At 41.7% G+C, this 14,283-nt stretch carries 15 protein-coding genes; 3 read left to right on the plus strand and 12 right to left on the minus strand.

Going from position 1 to position 14,283, the window contains the following annotated elements; translation table 11 throughout:
- Positions 1–27: 27 nt before the first annotated feature.
- Positions 28–1,449 carry a C69 family dipeptidase gene (locus N4597_RS09705; protein ID WP_260903675.1) on the minus strand — a complete coding sequence of 474 codons (1,422 nt, stop codon included), beginning with the start codon at positions 1,447–1,449 and terminating at the stop codon, positions 28–30.
- A gap of 160 nt (positions 1,450–1,609) precedes the next feature.
- On the opposite strand from N4597_RS09705, the gene N4597_RS09710 reads away from it, so the two are divergent.
- Entirely contained in the window at positions 1,610–2,230 is a 621-nt protein-coding gene (locus N4597_RS09710; RefSeq protein WP_260903676.1) for a L,D-transpeptidase, read from the plus strand.
- Positions 2,231–2,288: 58 nt separating this feature from the next.
- Here N4597_RS09710 and N4597_RS09715 read toward each other — a convergent pair whose 3' ends face one another.
- From N4597_RS09715 to N4597_RS09735, 5 genes are all read right to left on the minus strand, one after another.
- On the minus strand, positions 2,289–3,026 hold the full coding sequence (locus tag N4597_RS09715; protein WP_260903677.1) for a L,D-transpeptidase: 738 nt from the start codon (positions 3,024–3,026) through the stop codon (positions 2,289–2,291).
- 12 nt (positions 3,027–3,038) lie between these two features.
- The gene (locus N4597_RS09720; protein WP_260903679.1) at positions 3,039–4,100 is read right to left on the minus strand and encodes a DNA/RNA non-specific endonuclease; all 1,062 of its coding nucleotides are present in this window, start codon (positions 4,098–4,100) and stop codon (positions 3,039–3,041) included.
- Positions 4,101–4,114: 14 nt separating this feature from the next.
- On the minus strand, positions 4,115–4,795 hold the full coding sequence (locus tag N4597_RS09725; RefSeq protein ID WP_260903681.1) for a type 1 glutamine amidotransferase: 681 nt from the start codon (positions 4,793–4,795) through the stop codon (positions 4,115–4,117).
- Between the two features lie 235 nt (positions 4,796–5,030).
- Entirely contained in the window at positions 5,031–5,171 is a 141-nt protein-coding gene (locus N4597_RS09730; RefSeq protein WP_167589121.1) for a hypothetical protein, read from the minus strand.
- 346 nt (positions 5,172–5,517) lie between these two features.
- Positions 5,518–6,249: a TerC family protein gene (locus N4597_RS09735; protein ID WP_056975737.1), complete on the minus strand. Its 732-nt coding sequence runs from the start codon at positions 6,247–6,249 to the stop codon at positions 5,518–5,520.
- 194 nt (positions 6,250–6,443) lie between these two features.
- Here N4597_RS09735 and N4597_RS09740 point away from each other — a divergent pair, with 194 nt between their 5' ends.
- Positions 6,444–7,412 carry an LCP family glycopolymer transferase gene (locus tag N4597_RS09740; protein ID WP_260903685.1) on the plus strand — a complete coding sequence of 323 codons (969 nt, stop codon included), beginning with the start codon at positions 6,444–6,446 and terminating at the stop codon, positions 7,410–7,412.
- Between the two features lie 49 nt (positions 7,413–7,461).
- Here N4597_RS09740 and N4597_RS09745 read toward each other — a convergent pair whose 3' ends face one another.
- The 6 genes from N4597_RS09745 to N4597_RS09770 all read right to left on the minus strand — a co-directional run bounded on the left by N4597_RS09745 (position 7,462) and on the right by N4597_RS09770 (position 13,050).
- A complete protein-coding gene (locus N4597_RS09745) occupies positions 7,462–8,133 on the minus strand; it encodes a hypothetical protein (protein WP_094051222.1) in 672 nt (223 codons plus the stop codon).
- A gap of 1 nt (position 8,134) precedes the next feature.
- Positions 8,135–8,578, minus strand: coding sequence for a LytTR family DNA-binding domain-containing protein (locus tag N4597_RS09750; protein WP_094051221.1), 444 nt, complete (start codon positions 8,576–8,578; stop codon positions 8,135–8,137).
- Positions 8,579–8,723: 145 nt separating this feature from the next.
- Positions 8,724–9,128 (minus strand): helix-turn-helix domain-containing protein, encoded by a 405-nt coding sequence (locus N4597_RS09755; RefSeq protein WP_089144668.1) that lies wholly within the window; start codon positions 9,126–9,128, stop codon positions 8,724–8,726.
- Positions 9,129–9,284: 156 nt separating this feature from the next.
- Positions 9,285–10,553, minus strand: coding sequence for an oligosaccharide MFS transporter (locus N4597_RS09760; protein ID WP_260903686.1), 1,269 nt, complete (start codon positions 10,551–10,553; stop codon positions 9,285–9,287).
- Between the two features lie 17 nt (positions 10,554–10,570).
- Positions 10,571–11,923: a glycoside hydrolase family 32 protein gene (locus N4597_RS09765; RefSeq protein ID WP_260903687.1), complete on the minus strand. Its 1,353-nt coding sequence runs from the start codon at positions 11,921–11,923 to the stop codon at positions 10,571–10,573.
- A 137-nt stretch (positions 11,924–12,060) separates the two neighbouring features.
- Entirely contained in the window at positions 12,061–13,050 is a 990-nt protein-coding gene (locus N4597_RS09770; RefSeq protein ID WP_089144665.1) for a LacI family DNA-binding transcriptional regulator, read from the minus strand.
- 134 nt (positions 13,051–13,184) lie between these two features.
- Between N4597_RS09770 and N4597_RS09775 the strand changes: the two genes are divergently transcribed.
- A complete protein-coding gene (locus N4597_RS09775) occupies positions 13,185–14,282 on the plus strand; it encodes a DUF4767 domain-containing protein (RefSeq protein WP_260903688.1) in 1,098 nt (365 codons plus the stop codon).
- Position 14,283: the final 1 nt, after the last annotated feature.

The following is a 14,283-nucleotide window of genomic DNA, read 5'->3' on the forward strand; positions in this document are numbered from 1 at the left end:
TCCTTCTGTCAGCCATTTTACACGAAATTAAAGGTTGATGTCCATATTGAAAGTGAGCTTAGACAAGGTTAGCCCCTCAGTGATGCAACTAGCAATCTGTTCTTCCGTCCGTTTCCTCATATCCGCTACTAACTTATAGTTTTGCTTGGTCAAATAATCGGTCAAAGCTTGGCCCTCTAGTTTCTTAGCCGCCTTATCAGTTGCTTCTAGGTGAGCCAGTTGCGCTTGGCGGGCAGCCGTTAGGTAATCGCGGTTGGCTTGGATAAAGTTTGAGTAGTGCGATTCGGTTAACATCGAGAGAGCCCGGTACATCCAGTAAGCACTAGTCATATCGAATTTGAGTGGGGTGTTAGCCCAAGATGGGTCGGTATCATTAGCGTTGGTATAAAATGGCAGGTAAGGTGTAAACGTTGGTACCCCAAAGCAAATCCACATTAAAGCCGCTTGTTTTTCAGGCACATCGTTTCTAATTTGTAACACATGGGAGTTTTGCGTCCGGTTTAAAGAAATCGGCCGGTATCTCCGCTTATCCTCCTCGCTTCCATGACCTAACGGATCAAAGGGCGTTTCATTGTAATGTGAACTTAAAACCGCCTGCAGATCTGCAACGCTCAAAAGCCGGTTGGCCTTTCGCAAAAATGGTAGGTCACTTGACTCGGGCTCTTGGCTAACTTCCGGGTTAAATAACTTTTGCCCATACCACACGCGGGGCGTATTGTAATGCCGGTCCTTTTCGTTATCTGTTCCAAATATTTTCCTAAAGTTAAACTTACCATGAGGATTAGGATTTAGGTGGTACTTAGCAACAAATTCTTCTAGCCCATCTGACCACAAATAATTTTTAGAGTCCTTAAAATCAATGTAGTCTTGCGCAACCTGGTTAGCACAGATAGCGTAGGAATCGTCAGGAATCCTGGTAGCAGCCCAGTGGTGGCCGGTAACAATTTCCATGTACCACACTTCATCTTTATCGCTAAATAAGACCCCGTTACCTTCGGGAGAACCGTACTGCTTGATTAACTTTCCTAAATACTTAACCCCGTCTCGGGCCGAATCAATGTAGGGTGCAACCAAGTCTTGGATTGAGTCTTCTGCTAGTCCATTTTCTACCCACGGATCGTGAGCTAGCGCAGCCGGGTTACCATAAACAGATTCCGTCGCCGACATAGCCACGTTTTTTTCATTGATTGAGCTTTCACCAAAGACCCCGTTTTTAGCCACATCGGCATTAGGTGTCATCGTGGTCCGGTAGCCTTTAGCAGGCAAAGGTGCGCTAAAGCCATTTTTATTTGAAACCCAAGTTTCCTTACGGTTCTTCACAGCAGGTTGCATAATAAACCTTTGTGGTGTCAGGGGTAAAAAGGTATCGTCATTGCGCGCAATCATCGTTGAGCCATCAATCGTCGCCTTCTTGCCGACTAAAATTGTTGTACATGCTTGTTCCATCATCATGGACGCCCCCAATATCTTTTATAAATACAATTTTATTGTACTCTCATCTTTCAACAAGACAAGTTAATTAAGATTGTGTAAGACTTAAGTCGCAAAGCTTGCACCTACCAGGTTAACTTCCTATAATAAAGGCAAATCAAGCATTAGAGGGACTTTTATGCGTAAATTTTTTAAATTAATCTTACTAGTATTGCTCTTCATAGGAGGAGCTACTTACTACTACCATCATCAGGTCAAGCTAAATCAGGCAACTACCTTATCTAGCCGCGCCCAGTCTAAGGTTAACCCTAAAAAAACGGTTATGCGGACTCCGATTAACTGGCGCTTACCTTCTGAAACCGTGGCCTACCCCGATTTAAAGCAACTGAATGATTTTTGGATTAAGGTGGTTATTTCCAAAAACCGGGTCTACCTAATGGATGGCAAAAAGGTGGTCTACACCATGTATGCTTCCGCCGGTGAATACGAACGGCAAGCCGACGGCAAAAAGAAGTCTACCACCCCAGCCGGGACTTACTACATTCAAGCCGAACGCGGGGATAGCTTTTATAATCCCAACCTCAACGAGGGGGCTAACTACTGGACTTCCTGGTTAAACCACGGCGAGTACCTCTTCCACACGGTTCCCACCGATGCCAACGGAAACTACAAGGTGACAGAAGCCAAAAAGCTGGGTAAAAAACCGGCTTCCCACGGCTGCATTAGGCTCTCAGTTGCCGATGCTAAGTGGATTAATCAAAATGTCCCCCAGGGTACTAAGGTCGTTATTACCGATTAAAAAAGCTAAGCTATTGAAAGTACAAATTACCTTTCAATAGCTTAGCCTTTTTTATAGCCTACTCTTCGTAATCATCTGGAAAATGATTCTTAGGGTCTTGGTGGATAAAGATTGGCGTTTTGGCCGGCATGTTTTCGGCAAACCACTGGGCATCAGCTAACGACAAACGGATTGACCCGTAAGCCTTAACATTGTGCTTTTTAGTTACCTTTTGACCTAGTTGCTTAGCACTTGCTTTAATTACCTGGCCGTCCTTATTGACAGGTACTGACTCGAAGCGGTGCAAGCCCCCGTCATTAAAACTGACCCAACTCTTAGCTCCATAACCCCTGGTAGCGTCGAAGTAAGCTGGCCCCCGGTTCTTATCGAGCTTAAATAAACCTAACGGTGTTTTTTGATACTCTTTTTGACCCTTGTCATAGTTCTTCGCAGCCGAAGCATTCATTGTATAAAGTGTGTAGCGCCCAGACTTAATGTAGACACGTTGCTTAGCTAAGGAGACTTCAACCCATAACCTGTAAGGGTGTTTTTTAGTATTATGGTACTGCTTAGCCCTAACGTTAGGGTAAGGCATCGTCAGCGACGAGAGCTCGTAACTAAGCGGTTTGCGTTCGTGGCGCTTAATCTTTTTTAATAATTGTTTCTCCCGTTTAGCGGCCTTTTTATCCAGTTTGGCTTGCTTAGCCATTTTAATAGCATTCTTCTGGTTAGCATGGTGGACATGAACCGCGGTGTAAGCCGTCACTAACACTAGGCATACTGCCACCACCCACTGAATTAGGTTTCCTTTTTTCATCACTTACCTCACTTAATCTGCCGGAGTCATTGTCCCGGTAGCGTAGTTAATCTTAAAGCCTGGTTCAACGTTAGGCACGATGACATTTAGCTTAAATTTGCCATCCCGACTCCGGGCTTGAATATGGTAGCAACGCGGAATAACCTCCCCGCTACTATGGTAAAGGGGTTCTACTTGGTAGCGGACATTGTCATGGCTCTTGACTGCCTCTAAAACTTCCTTTTCAATCTCAGCTTGCAATACCCCGTTAGACCACTGGGTTTGAGGAGTTAGGTTTGTCCGCTTAGTATTTTTAGTCTTGAATACCCGGTCATCGAATAGACTCCGCGCAATCAAGTGTCCCCGGGTAAAGCCTTCAGCAAAGCCAACCGGATCAGTTTTAATTGCTTCTTTATTGCTTAACCTTGGCAAGTTAGCCTTAACAATCCACATGCTTGCCTTGGTAGGACGACCCCGGCCATCGACCCTTAACGTCGGAATCTTTTGCGTCCGTGGTTGCGTAAAGCCTAAGCGAGTCTTGTTATCATTAACTACAAAGACGTTTCGTTCCGTGTCAAATTCCAAGCTGGCCGTGGCTAGTTTATAGCTCTTTTGAATGCCCTCGGTTAAAGAATTCCGGGCCCGGTTAATATCATCGGTCGGAATATTTTCGTATAAAGCTTCGTCTAAGTTAGTGACCGTCCGCGCGTTAGGCGTAGGATTTTCCACCTTCTTAGGGGCATTTAAGCGTAATACCTGGTTGGAATTAGCTTGTTGGAAGCGATTCTTAGCCTTATTTTCGCGAATCACATAGTTGCCGGTTTGACCTTCTTGCCGCCGGTTGCTTTCTGCCTTCTTCTTAGTTGCTAGCAACTGACTCAATTTATCCGTAACTTTGGTGACATCGGCTGGTTGCTTTAAATCCGTTGGCTTAAAGCCTAACAAATTCAGCACTTCCTTACGTAATAAGGCATCTATCGCCGCTTGCTTTTGGCGTTCATTTTCGATTAATTGTTTTTGTAAGGCATCTATTTGTGCCTGTAATTTCTTTTCTTCTTCTAATAGCTGGTCAAAAGAATCATCCTTGATTCCCACATAAACCATCCTTTCTACTTATGCGTAATAAAATCCAACAGTTTAAATAACGTTTGCTTATTGGCAGGCGGAACCGGGTAGGCCATCACTTCGTCTGGATACTGCTTAAATTCTGAACCCCGAAGGTAATCCTTATCATTGATGACAATTTCTCTGACATTATCCGCCAAGGTTTCGAAGTGAAACTGCAAGCCAATCACATTATCCCCCACCAAAATCCCTTGGTTTTCAGTGTACTCACTGCTAAATAAGGTCGTTATTTCCCGGGCGATGTAAGGCGGAAAATGACATTGCTCAGCATGCCAGTGAAGCGCCGTCAGAGCCACGGGAATTTCTGGAATGACGTTGCTGGTCTTTTCCACCATCCCCCAACCAACTTCTTTAGGCCCACTGGACACTTCGCCCCCAATCGTAATGGCGATTTGTTGCATCCCAAAACAAACACCAAAGACCGGTTTATGAACTTCCATCATCTTAGCGATTAAGGCTCGTTCTTCTAAAATCCACTCATCCTTGTCGTTGACACTCATTGGTCCACCTAAAATAACCAAAAGGTCGGTTTCGGCCGCAGTGGGTAAGCCACAGTCAAAATGAACGGGGTGGTAAATATAGAGCTGATGCCCGTGTTCGTGGGCCCAATCAGCAATCGCTCCCGGTCCCTCGTTAGGAGTATGTTGAATTACATTAATCCGCATAATTAAATTACCTTCCTTTCAAGGCATTTTACTTAATTATACCCTAGAAAGGCTGGATAAGTTAGTGCTAGCCAACTTTTAAGCAAAAATAAATCCACATGTGCACCAAAGCGGGCCCATGTGGAGCTATTTAATCTTCAATTAATTGAACAAGTCCCTAGCTTTAACTACTTACTCGAGTTAAGCAGCTCACCTAAACTAGAGTCGAGCTCCACGTGGCTAGCACGCTTTGCCCTTATTTAGCTTCTTTTTCAGCTTCTTCGCGTTCCTTCAAGAAGTTTAAAACAGCTTGGTGTTGAGCGCGACGCTTCTTAATGTTCTTGGAGTTAACAGGACGACGATCGTTAGCTACCCCAACGTGTGTGTTTTGTGACATGTGTTAAACCTCCCTTCGTCTATCCATGCATCTTCTCATTTTATACAATTTTCCAAGCTTTTTCAAGGTTTTTCTGTAAATTAGCCTGTTTAAACAAAAAAGGCCCGTAATCAGAGCGGACCAACGTTAACTTTTTTCTAAAATAACCAGTATAATTGAACGACGCTAACAACTAACACCGTCCATGCTAGGGCTGAAAACAACAATCCCCAAACTAAACCCTTTAAAAATTCCATTTTCTTTACCTCGTTTACTTTCAAGTCCTCTAAATTATACCCAATTAATTGGCAATTAGTAGTCCTTTTAAGATAACTTGATAAAAAAACAAACTTTCTTTAAATTTCGTTTACTTTTGGTGTCTGAACTGGTGCACTACTACCGTTGCGACTAGAGAAATTAACACCAACGCCCCAAAGATAGCCGCCGGAATTTCAATCTCAATCATCGGAATTGTTAAGAAGAGTTTGATGGCAATTAAGGCAATTAAGAAGTAAGCCGTCACTTCTAATTCAGGCACAATATCCATCAACTTCATGATTACCTCCGCAATCCCCCGCATCGCTAAAATCCCAATTAGGCCCCCGATTAAAACAATCACCGGGTTAGTTGAAATTGCCAGGGAGGCTAAGATTGAATCGATTGAAAAGACAATGTCCATCGCCTCAATCGAAACAACTACCGACCAAAAGAGGGGTAAAATTCGCTTCTTTTCCTTCTTCTTTTTCTGCTTAGCGACTGGGTGCGCCATATGGTAGAAGTGACTTAGTGCCAGATACATCAAGTACCCTGCCCCAATCACCTTAATTTCCCAAAAGTGAATCAAATAGGTCCCTACCCCGATTAAAAGGAAGCGGAAGATATAGGCGCCCCACAAACCGTAAAACAAGGATTTTTCCTGTTGGACCTTGTCAGGTAGCTTTTGGGTTTGAGCGGCTAAGACAATCGCATTATCAACCGAAAGCAAGCACTCGATTAAAACTAAGGACAGGATAATCATCCAGTCTTGGCCCGAAGTAATAACCGTTTTCCAATTTTCCAATTCAAAAAATGGTCCGTATAAATTTTGTAAAAGTGACAATTAACTTATCTGCTCCTTCAAATTGAATTTTTCCCTCTTAATTCTAGCATACTCGCATTATAAAAATAAAATTTCTACTACTTAAAATTTTAGAAAAGATAGCCGATTCTTAATATGTAGCGCATACATTCCTACTGTGAATGTGCTATACTATTACTTGTGTTTACACGATTTAATTATAGGAGTTGTTTTTTATGAAACATGACACAGATGAGTTGCGGACGCATAAGCACCATCACCACCACAGAAACAAGAAGCGTCGCCGATTCATGAAATGGGTATTAGGGATTTTAGCTTTTGTCATCATCATTGGGGCAGCCGGTGCCATCAAGATTTACACCGATACTAAATCAGCCATTCAAAGTACATATAAACAAGTTAAACATAAAGATATCCGCAAGGGAGCAGCCGCTGATGTGACTGCCGGCGATCCTTTCTCCGTCTTAATCCTCGGGGTCGATACCGGTGAATACGGGCGGACTTACCAAGGACGTTCTGATACCATCATGGTAGCTGCCGTTTCTAAAGATAAGACCAGCTTGGTTTCCATTCCCCGTGATACCAAGGTTGCTATCTCCGGTCACGGTGAAAACAATAAGATTAACGCCGCTTACGCTTACGGTGGCGTCTCTGGGGCAATTAATACCTTGCAAAGTTACCTTGATGTCCCTATCGACCACTATATTAAACTTAACATGCGGGGCTTAGTTCAGTTATCAGAAGCCGTTGGTCCAATTACCGTTGACAACGACCTCGACTTCACCAACCTTGGTTACCACTTCAAGAAGGGTAAGGTTACGATTGATAAGAACAACATCTTGGCGTATACCCGGATGCGGTATGAAGATCCCCGGGGTGATTATGGTCGGCAATTACGGCAACGAATTGTTACCATCGCCTTGGTTCATAAGTTGGCCACTATAGGTAACTTATCTAAGTACAAGCAAATCTTAAATGCCGTCTCAGCTAACATGACAACTGATTTAACCTTTAGCGAAATTAAGTCATTAGTAACTGAATATAAAGGCGCTGATGATAACATCCAACAAGTCCAACTCCAAGGGACGGGCAAGATGATTGACGGTGTTTCTTACGAAGTGGTTTCCCAAGCTAGTCTAAACAAAGTTCAAACGGAACTTAAGGACGCTTTAAAAATCAAATAATAATTAAATAGGCAGTGACTTCTCACAATGAAAGTCACTGCCTTATTTGTTAGACTTGTTTAACGATAATTGAACCCATCACCACATCGCCTTTGATGATTAAGTCTGGCTGGGCAGCATAGTCGGTCATTTCCACCGGAATTTTCGTAGCCCCCATAATATTGGCTGTTTGCGTAGCCACCTGCCAGCTAGCAGGTACATAAACCGTTACGTTACCCATAATCACATCTAGGTTTAAGGTAATCGGCTTGTTGGCATTTTCATCCACATACAAATTGAGGTTGCCCATAACCACGTCTGCGTTAACATTTTTATCATTTTGATGAAGGTAATGGTTGCTAGAACTCATGATTACGTCAAAGTCAGTTACCGCTTGGTTTGAAGCATACCTTGTTTGCTTAGCAGACCATTCATAAACTGGCCGCTTAGCAAAAAGCAAGTGGCAGCCTAACCCCAAAAAGACTCCAACTAAAAACAAGCTCCCGTCTCCAAGGGGAATTAAGTCCAACCAACGGTTACTTGCCCCTGCTACTAACCCCAGGCCTGTAAAGGTGACCAAAATGCTGCGGTTAACCAATCCATATAACGCAACCACTAAGGCAAAAACTAAATAACAAATATCTGCCAGGTTCCAACTAACGGGGATAAAAGCCTTAAGAACCATTGCGGCTGCTAACAAAATTAGCACTATCCCCCAAAAAATCCGATTTTTATTAGCCATCTCAATCAATCCTTTCCTGTAAATAATCCCTAAGTGTTTGATAATAGTGGCGAGAAACATACACTTTCTTCTCGCTATCAGCAAATTTAATCTCACACCCAGCTAAGTTTTTCGTCAGCGCATAGATTTGCTTGGTATTAAGAATGACCCCTTTAGAACAGCGCTGAAAATCACGGGGTAAGCGTTCTTCTAGTTCCTTTAAACTAGCTTTAACCTGGTAAAGTTGGGTGCTGGTATGGGCCCAGGTCCTTCGGTCACTCACCTCAAAAAATAAAATTCTTTCTAAAGCTAGGTAATACTCCGTTTCCCCCTGGTAAAAAATTAACTGCCTGCTTTTTAGTTGTAAACTTTGAACTAGCTCATTCACTTCTGGGGTTAACTGCGGAGCTTTGATAATTATTTCAGGCTCTGTTAAGCTCGGATCTAACTCCAGTTTTACCTTCATTTTATTTGCCACCTTTCATTGTCATTGTAGCTACTTTTTAGCTGTAAAGACAGGTCTTTTAAGTAAGTGGTCAGTTTTTTTGCTTAAGTGGTCAATTCCGCTTCCTAAACTAAAAAAAGTGCCTGACATAATCAGACACTTTTCCTTACAAGTCTAAACTCAATTCTTCATCCACCCGGTCGACCTGTGTTTTTTTCTGCGGGTGCCGCCCATTAAGGTAACCCTTGATTAACTGGTACACTTCCGTTCGCTCTTCACTGCTTAAAATATGGCCCGCTAGCTTTAAGTCGGCCGTGGATACGAATAAATCATCCAGTTCAATCGACTCATAGCCCTGTGCTAATAAATAATCGAGGGACACCTGAAAGAAGGCGGCCAATTTTTTGACCTCTAGGTAAGAAGGCTTGGTCTTGCCCAGTTCCCACTTACCGATTTGCCCCGCAGTGTTAGGCCGCTCGCCCTCACTAAGGGTCTGATTTAACGCCTCTGCCAACTGCTTTTGGGATAACTTCCTACCTACTCGTAATGCCCGTAACCTTTGTGGAAACATCAGCCTCACCGTCCTTTTAACTTTATCACCTTACCTTAATTTTACCATAAGACGGTCTCACTAACTAAAATCAGAGCTGACAAAAAAGGCCTAGCCCCTATTAAAATTTCATAAAAAAAACACACCCCTAAAAATGGGATGTGCTGTGTAACATAGTTAATCTCCTAATGGCTGACCTAAAACATCTTCATCATCCTTTTTAAGGATAAAGAAAGCATAAATTGCGGAAACACAGACAATACCAGCAACCACTAGGAAAGTATTTTGATATCCTATCTTATCGTGTAAGGCCCCAAATGGTGTGGAGAAAATAATTTGTCCGACTTGTGCAGCAATTTGAAAGCCGACCATGTAAACTGTGGCAGAAATTCGTGTATCAAAGTGTAGCGTAAAATAACGAAACATTGCTAAAATAAAAATAGCTGTCTCAGGTGCGTGCAATAACTTAATTACTGAAACTCCTAGTGGATTTGTTACTAAGCCACAACCACCAATCCGGATAATCATGATGGCTAATCCAATCAATAGTGTTTTTCTTACCCCTGTTTTGCGCATCATCATTGGAATTAAGCCCATCATAATGGATTCCAAGAATACTTCTGCAGAGTTCAAAATACTGTAAGCTGCAGCTCCAGAGCTTGCTGTTCCAAAAAACTTAGTAAAGAATTCAGGAAACATTTGTTGATCAAAAACCGTATAAAAGGTCCAGCTCAAAATAATGAAAATAATAATTTTCCACAGCTCAACTAACTTGAAGACTCCGAGAATATCCTTGAAAGACGGTTTTTCTTCTTCCTTAGCTTCTTCCTCTTTTACTTCATATTTGTCCAAAGACACTTGCTTATTTTCTGGTTTAAAAAAGAGCATAATTAATAATAATAAGAGAGCGAAAAAGGAACCAACCCAAAAAATCAAATAAGGGTTAATATTAAATAAAAAACCGGCTGCTAAAGCAGCAATCGCATAACCGAAAGACCCCCAAGCCCGCGATTGTCCATATTCGAAGGAAAAGCGCCGACTCATTCTTTCTGCTAAAGCCTCAAAAGTTGGCGAAACGGCTAAATAAGCTACTGATAAGTAAATAGAACCGATAAAGGCTCCTAAATAGAAATTACTCTTTAACATTGGAACGTAGACCCAAGTAAAGAATGGCCCTAATAAAAGCTCCAAGAAAACACAGAGATTTAACAATGTCTTTTTTATACCCAATTTATCTTGAATAGATCCGTAAACAAACATTAAGACCAGTGTTAAGGCTGAATCAAAAGAGTAAATTGTACCGACTTGTGCACCGGAAAAACCTTGTTTAGTGGTGAGCCAGATTTGAAAGAAGGACCACCATATTCCCCACCCAAAGAAGAAGAGAATAAATGTTAATGAACTTTCTAAATAAAATGGATTCTGTAAACTTTTCTTTTTTTCCATAATCTTATCTCCCCAAATCAATATCGGTTAACATTTTCTTCGAGCCGATAAATTTCTAGTTGACTGCCAGCTTGTACGGTTAAAGTTGGAGCCTTTTGCCAGTACATACGTTCTGTAAAAGTCACTTGACCATCATTGACAAAAATTTCAACAGAAGATGCATCAACAAAAACCTGCAATTTTGTTACAGGGTCTGTAATATGAGCAGATCTTTGCCCATCCTTAGTATTTCTTTCTAGAACCAACTTTTCATCTTCCCTGGTAATTGTTAAAGTATGTTCACCATCACTTAATTTAAATAATTGTCCTAAAGCCATAGTTTCTAAACTAAATTCTGTAGCTCTACTTAATTGATAATTCCCACTTGCCTCTTCTTTTACAATTCTTTCTTGACGTAGACTCGCCATTTCTCCGACAGGTTGTTGGTAAAGCTTACCATCTTTAACAATTAATTCTCGTGGAATAGTTAAAGCTCCAGCCCAACCATCTTCTTTTTCATACATTGGTGAATCCCAAGCATTCATCCAGGCCACCATAACCCGGCGTCCATCAGGAGTCAAAGTAGTTTGCGTTGCATAAAAATCATGACCTTTGTCAATTTCTTCAAAACTACCGCGCTTTAACTCGTAAGTTTTACGATTTAATTGTCCCAACAAGTAACCCGTTTGATTCAAGTTACGATAAAGCTCACCACGAGCTTCCAAACCTTGAGGAGACATCAACAGGATATCTTGACCGTTAATCCTAAAGAAGTCTGGACATTCCCACATATAGCCTTCATCTTTTAAATTTTTTGCTTTGGCTAAAATTGATACACGCCGCCATTCCTTTAAATCTTGTGATTGGTACAATAAAGCCCTACCAAGTTCATCATCTCCTTGACTCCCTAAAACCATGTAGAATTCATCGTTTTCTTGCCAAACTTTTGGGTCACGAAAGTGTTTTGTATTATCAGTAGGTCCCTTTAAAACTGGGTTGCCAGCATACTTTTCAAAGTGTATCCCGTCTTTAGAAAAAGCTAAGTTTTGGTCCTCGTAAAAAAGGTCCTTTTTCTCGTCAATATAGTGATGACCAGTATAAATCAACCATAATTTATTATCGTAGACCACTGCACTCCCTGAGAAACAACCATCATCTTTTTCGTCTGGAAACAGGGCTATAGGTAGAGTTTCCCAATGAATCATATCTTTACTACGTGCATGTCCCCAATGCATCGGGCCCCATTCAGAATCATAAGGATAGTACTGATAGAACATATGATAATATCCCTTAAAGTAAGAAAATCCATTAGGGTCATTAATCCAACCAGCTTTAGCCATCAAATGATAATCAAGTCGGAAACGATTATTAGTAACTTTAATTTCTTCCATCTTCCTTTAAAACCTCACTTAAATTAATGTCAACCGGTTAACATATTTATTACACTATTAATATAACGCTTTCATTTTTGTGTGTCAACCGGTTGATATAAATTAATAAAAAAAAGAGCTAACAATTATGAAAGCTCTTACGAGGTCAATCCCCTGATAAATTTGACTTGCAGCGGCTTGGGACTGCTTGGCTTTTTACCAGAAATTTTTTCTTCCAGCAAATCTACCGCCACTTGCGCTAACCCATCAATTGGTTGTTGGATAGTAGAAAGGTGCGGTAACATCAACCGTGTCATATCTGCACCGTCATAGCCAATAATTTTTAAATCATGTGGAACTCTTTTATTATAAAGTGGTGCTAAAGAAAGAATCGTTGCTGCATCAGTATCATTAGAAGTTACAATCCCATCTACTTGGGGATAATCTTCAAAAATCTTCCGAAAAATCTTAATTTTTTCCGCGGTAGAAATATTAAAGTCCAAGTTATACGTTACCGGTTGACGTCCATTTTTGCGCATCACATCTTCATAAGCTTGTTGTCGCTTACTAGTATTACTCTCTAAATTTTCCGGTCCGTCAGTATGAATAATTGTCTGACAACCCGCAGCAATCAAGGCTTCCGTTGCCAGCTTCCCCCCTTGATAGTTGTCTGAGGAGACCACCGGAATATCATCATTCATAATTCGATCGATGGATACCACTGGTAAATTTGCATGCTGGTACTCCTTCAATCCTCGATTATGGGCACCGACAATTAGGCCATCAACTTGGTGGTTCAATAGTTGATTTAGATAATCTTCTTCTTTCTGAGGATTATTTTGCGAATTCCCAATTAAAACTTTGTAACCATGCTCATAAAGAATCTGCTCAAGTCTAGCCACTAATTGTCCAAAAAAAGGATTGTTAACCGTGGGAAAAATTAAGCCTACCATGTTAGTTTTTTGTTTAAAAAGTTGCCGCGCAATCGTATTGGGCTGATAATTTAACTCTTTCATAGCCGCATAAACTTTAGCAATAGTTGCTTCACTAAGGTAACCACGTTTATTTAAAACCCGTGAAACAGTCGTCTTTGATACCCCCGCTAGTTTAGCTACATCTTCAAGTTTTGTTCTTTTTGGCTTTTCCATCTACACCCTCCTTGCTAAATTCCTAACTTTTATTCTAGCATATCCAACTTAACTTTTTTACATAAAGGCCCTGACAAAAAAAGGCCTAGCCCCTATAATTAAACATGGATATTCAACTACGAAGGGAAATATTTATGAAAAAGTTTTATTTATTAGCCGCTGGGCTAACTCTTAGTCTAACCCTTAGCGCTTGCGCTAACCATCAGTCCAAAACCGCTACAAGTTCAACTACTAGCCAGAGCCAACGCAGTTCTCAAGGTAAGAAAGCCAACCAAGCTTCAGCTCCCAAAGCGCAAACTCAAGCTAAGGCCAGCCATACTCAAACTACTAAGGCTACTTGGAACGAGACTAAGTCTAAGCAACTAGCAACCTTTATGACTAATTGGGGCGCAAGCATGAACCAAAGCTACGATGCTTACACACCAGACAAGCCCGGTGATTTTTATGGTGCTAGCATCCCTAATGCCACCTACAACGGACAGATGCCACTAGCCATCGATTCTGTAGACAACCAGGTCAAGGTTGCCTGGGCTCCCAACGGAAATGGACCTAAGGACACCTACTTATTATTAGCCTGCTATTCAGACACTGCTCACGCTCGCTACTTAGGTAAACACGTCTACTTATTTGCTAGCTATAACAACCAGCCACAGGTACTCGTTTCCCAACAAAATCAAGGTAACGAGCGCAATAGTTTTGTGTTTAAACAAACAGCCAACCAAGATTTGGCTAAGGGGTTCGCCCAAATTTTTGCCGGCAAAAACATCCCAGCTAAGTTTGCCAAAAGTTCCGCCAACAACTCTAACAAGCAAGGTTTGGCGGTCTCAGATGAAGAGGCTTTAAAACTCTTCTACACCGTTCAAACTTCCGCCGGCGATAATGCTGAATTCAGTCAGCGATTGGCTAACGATGCAGATAGCTACTTATTCACAGATATTAGCGGCCAAAATGTTACTTTTGGTATGGGTAAAGACGTAACCCGCACCTTTCCAACTAACACCTACCAAGTCCTAGGTAGCCCTAGCTATCTTGGTAGCACAGTTTTCCAAAAAATCGGCCCCAACAAGTATTTGGTCTACCAGGTTCCAACCCACTTCGACCTCCAATTCCAAGAAGACGCTAGCTTTGCCAAGCAAAAATCTGATCAGTACATGGATCACCCACAAGAAGTAACGGTCGGTACCGTCGACGAACAGGTTTTAGCCCAAATGAAAGCTAAGCTGACCCACTAAC

Source organism: Ligilactobacillus agilis (assembly GCF_025311475.1).
GTDB classification, from domain to species: domain Bacteria; phylum Bacillota; class Bacilli; order Lactobacillales; family Lactobacillaceae; genus Ligilactobacillus; species Ligilactobacillus agilis.

Bases quoted from the DNA above. Each gene is read 5' to 3' on its own strand.
- N4597_RS09750 (WP_094051221.1), bottom strand. From the start codon at position 8,578: ATGAAGGTAAAACTGGAGTTAGATCCGAGCTTAACAGAGCCTGAAATA.
- N4597_RS09740 (WP_260903685.1), top strand. From the start codon at position 6,444: ATGAAACATGACACAGATGAGTTGCGGACGCATAAGCACCATCACCAC.
- N4597_RS09770 (WP_089144665.1), bottom strand. From the start codon at position 13,050: ATGGAAAAGCCAAAAAGAACAAAACTTGAAGATGTAGCTAAACTAGCG.
- N4597_RS09755 (WP_089144668.1), bottom strand. From the start codon at position 9,128: ATGTTTCCACAAAGGTTACGGGCATTACGAGTAGGTAGGAAGTTATCC.
- N4597_RS09725 (WP_260903681.1), bottom strand. From the start codon at position 4,795: ATGCGGATTAATGTAATTCAACATACTCCTAACGAGGGACCGGGAGCG.
- N4597_RS09775 (WP_260903688.1), top strand. From the start codon at position 13,185: ATGAAAAAGTTTTATTTATTAGCCGCTGGGCTAACTCTTAGTCTAACC.
- N4597_RS09765 (WP_260903687.1), bottom strand. From the start codon at position 11,923: ATGGAAGAAATTAAAGTTACTAATAATCGTTTCCGACTTGATTATCAT.
- N4597_RS09710 (WP_260903676.1), top strand. From the start codon at position 1,610: ATGCGTAAATTTTTTAAATTAATCTTACTAGTATTGCTCTTCATAGGA.
- N4597_RS09715 (WP_260903677.1), bottom strand. From the start codon at position 3,026: ATGAAAAAAGGAAACCTAATTCAGTGGGTGGTGGCAGTATGCCTAGTG.
- N4597_RS09745 (WP_094051222.1), bottom strand. From the start codon at position 8,133: ATGGCTAATAAAAATCGGATTTTTTGGGGGATAGTGCTAATTTTGTTA.
- N4597_RS09760 (WP_260903686.1), bottom strand. From the start codon at position 10,553: ATGGAAAAAAAGAAAAGTTTACAGAATCCATTTTATTTAGAAAGTTCA.
- N4597_RS09730 (WP_167589121.1), bottom strand. From the start codon at position 5,171: ATGTCACAAAACACACACGTTGGGGTAGCTAACGATCGTCGTCCTGTT.
- N4597_RS09705 (WP_260903675.1), bottom strand. From the start codon at position 1,449: ATGATGGAACAAGCATGTACAACAATTTTAGTCGGCAAGAAGGCGACG.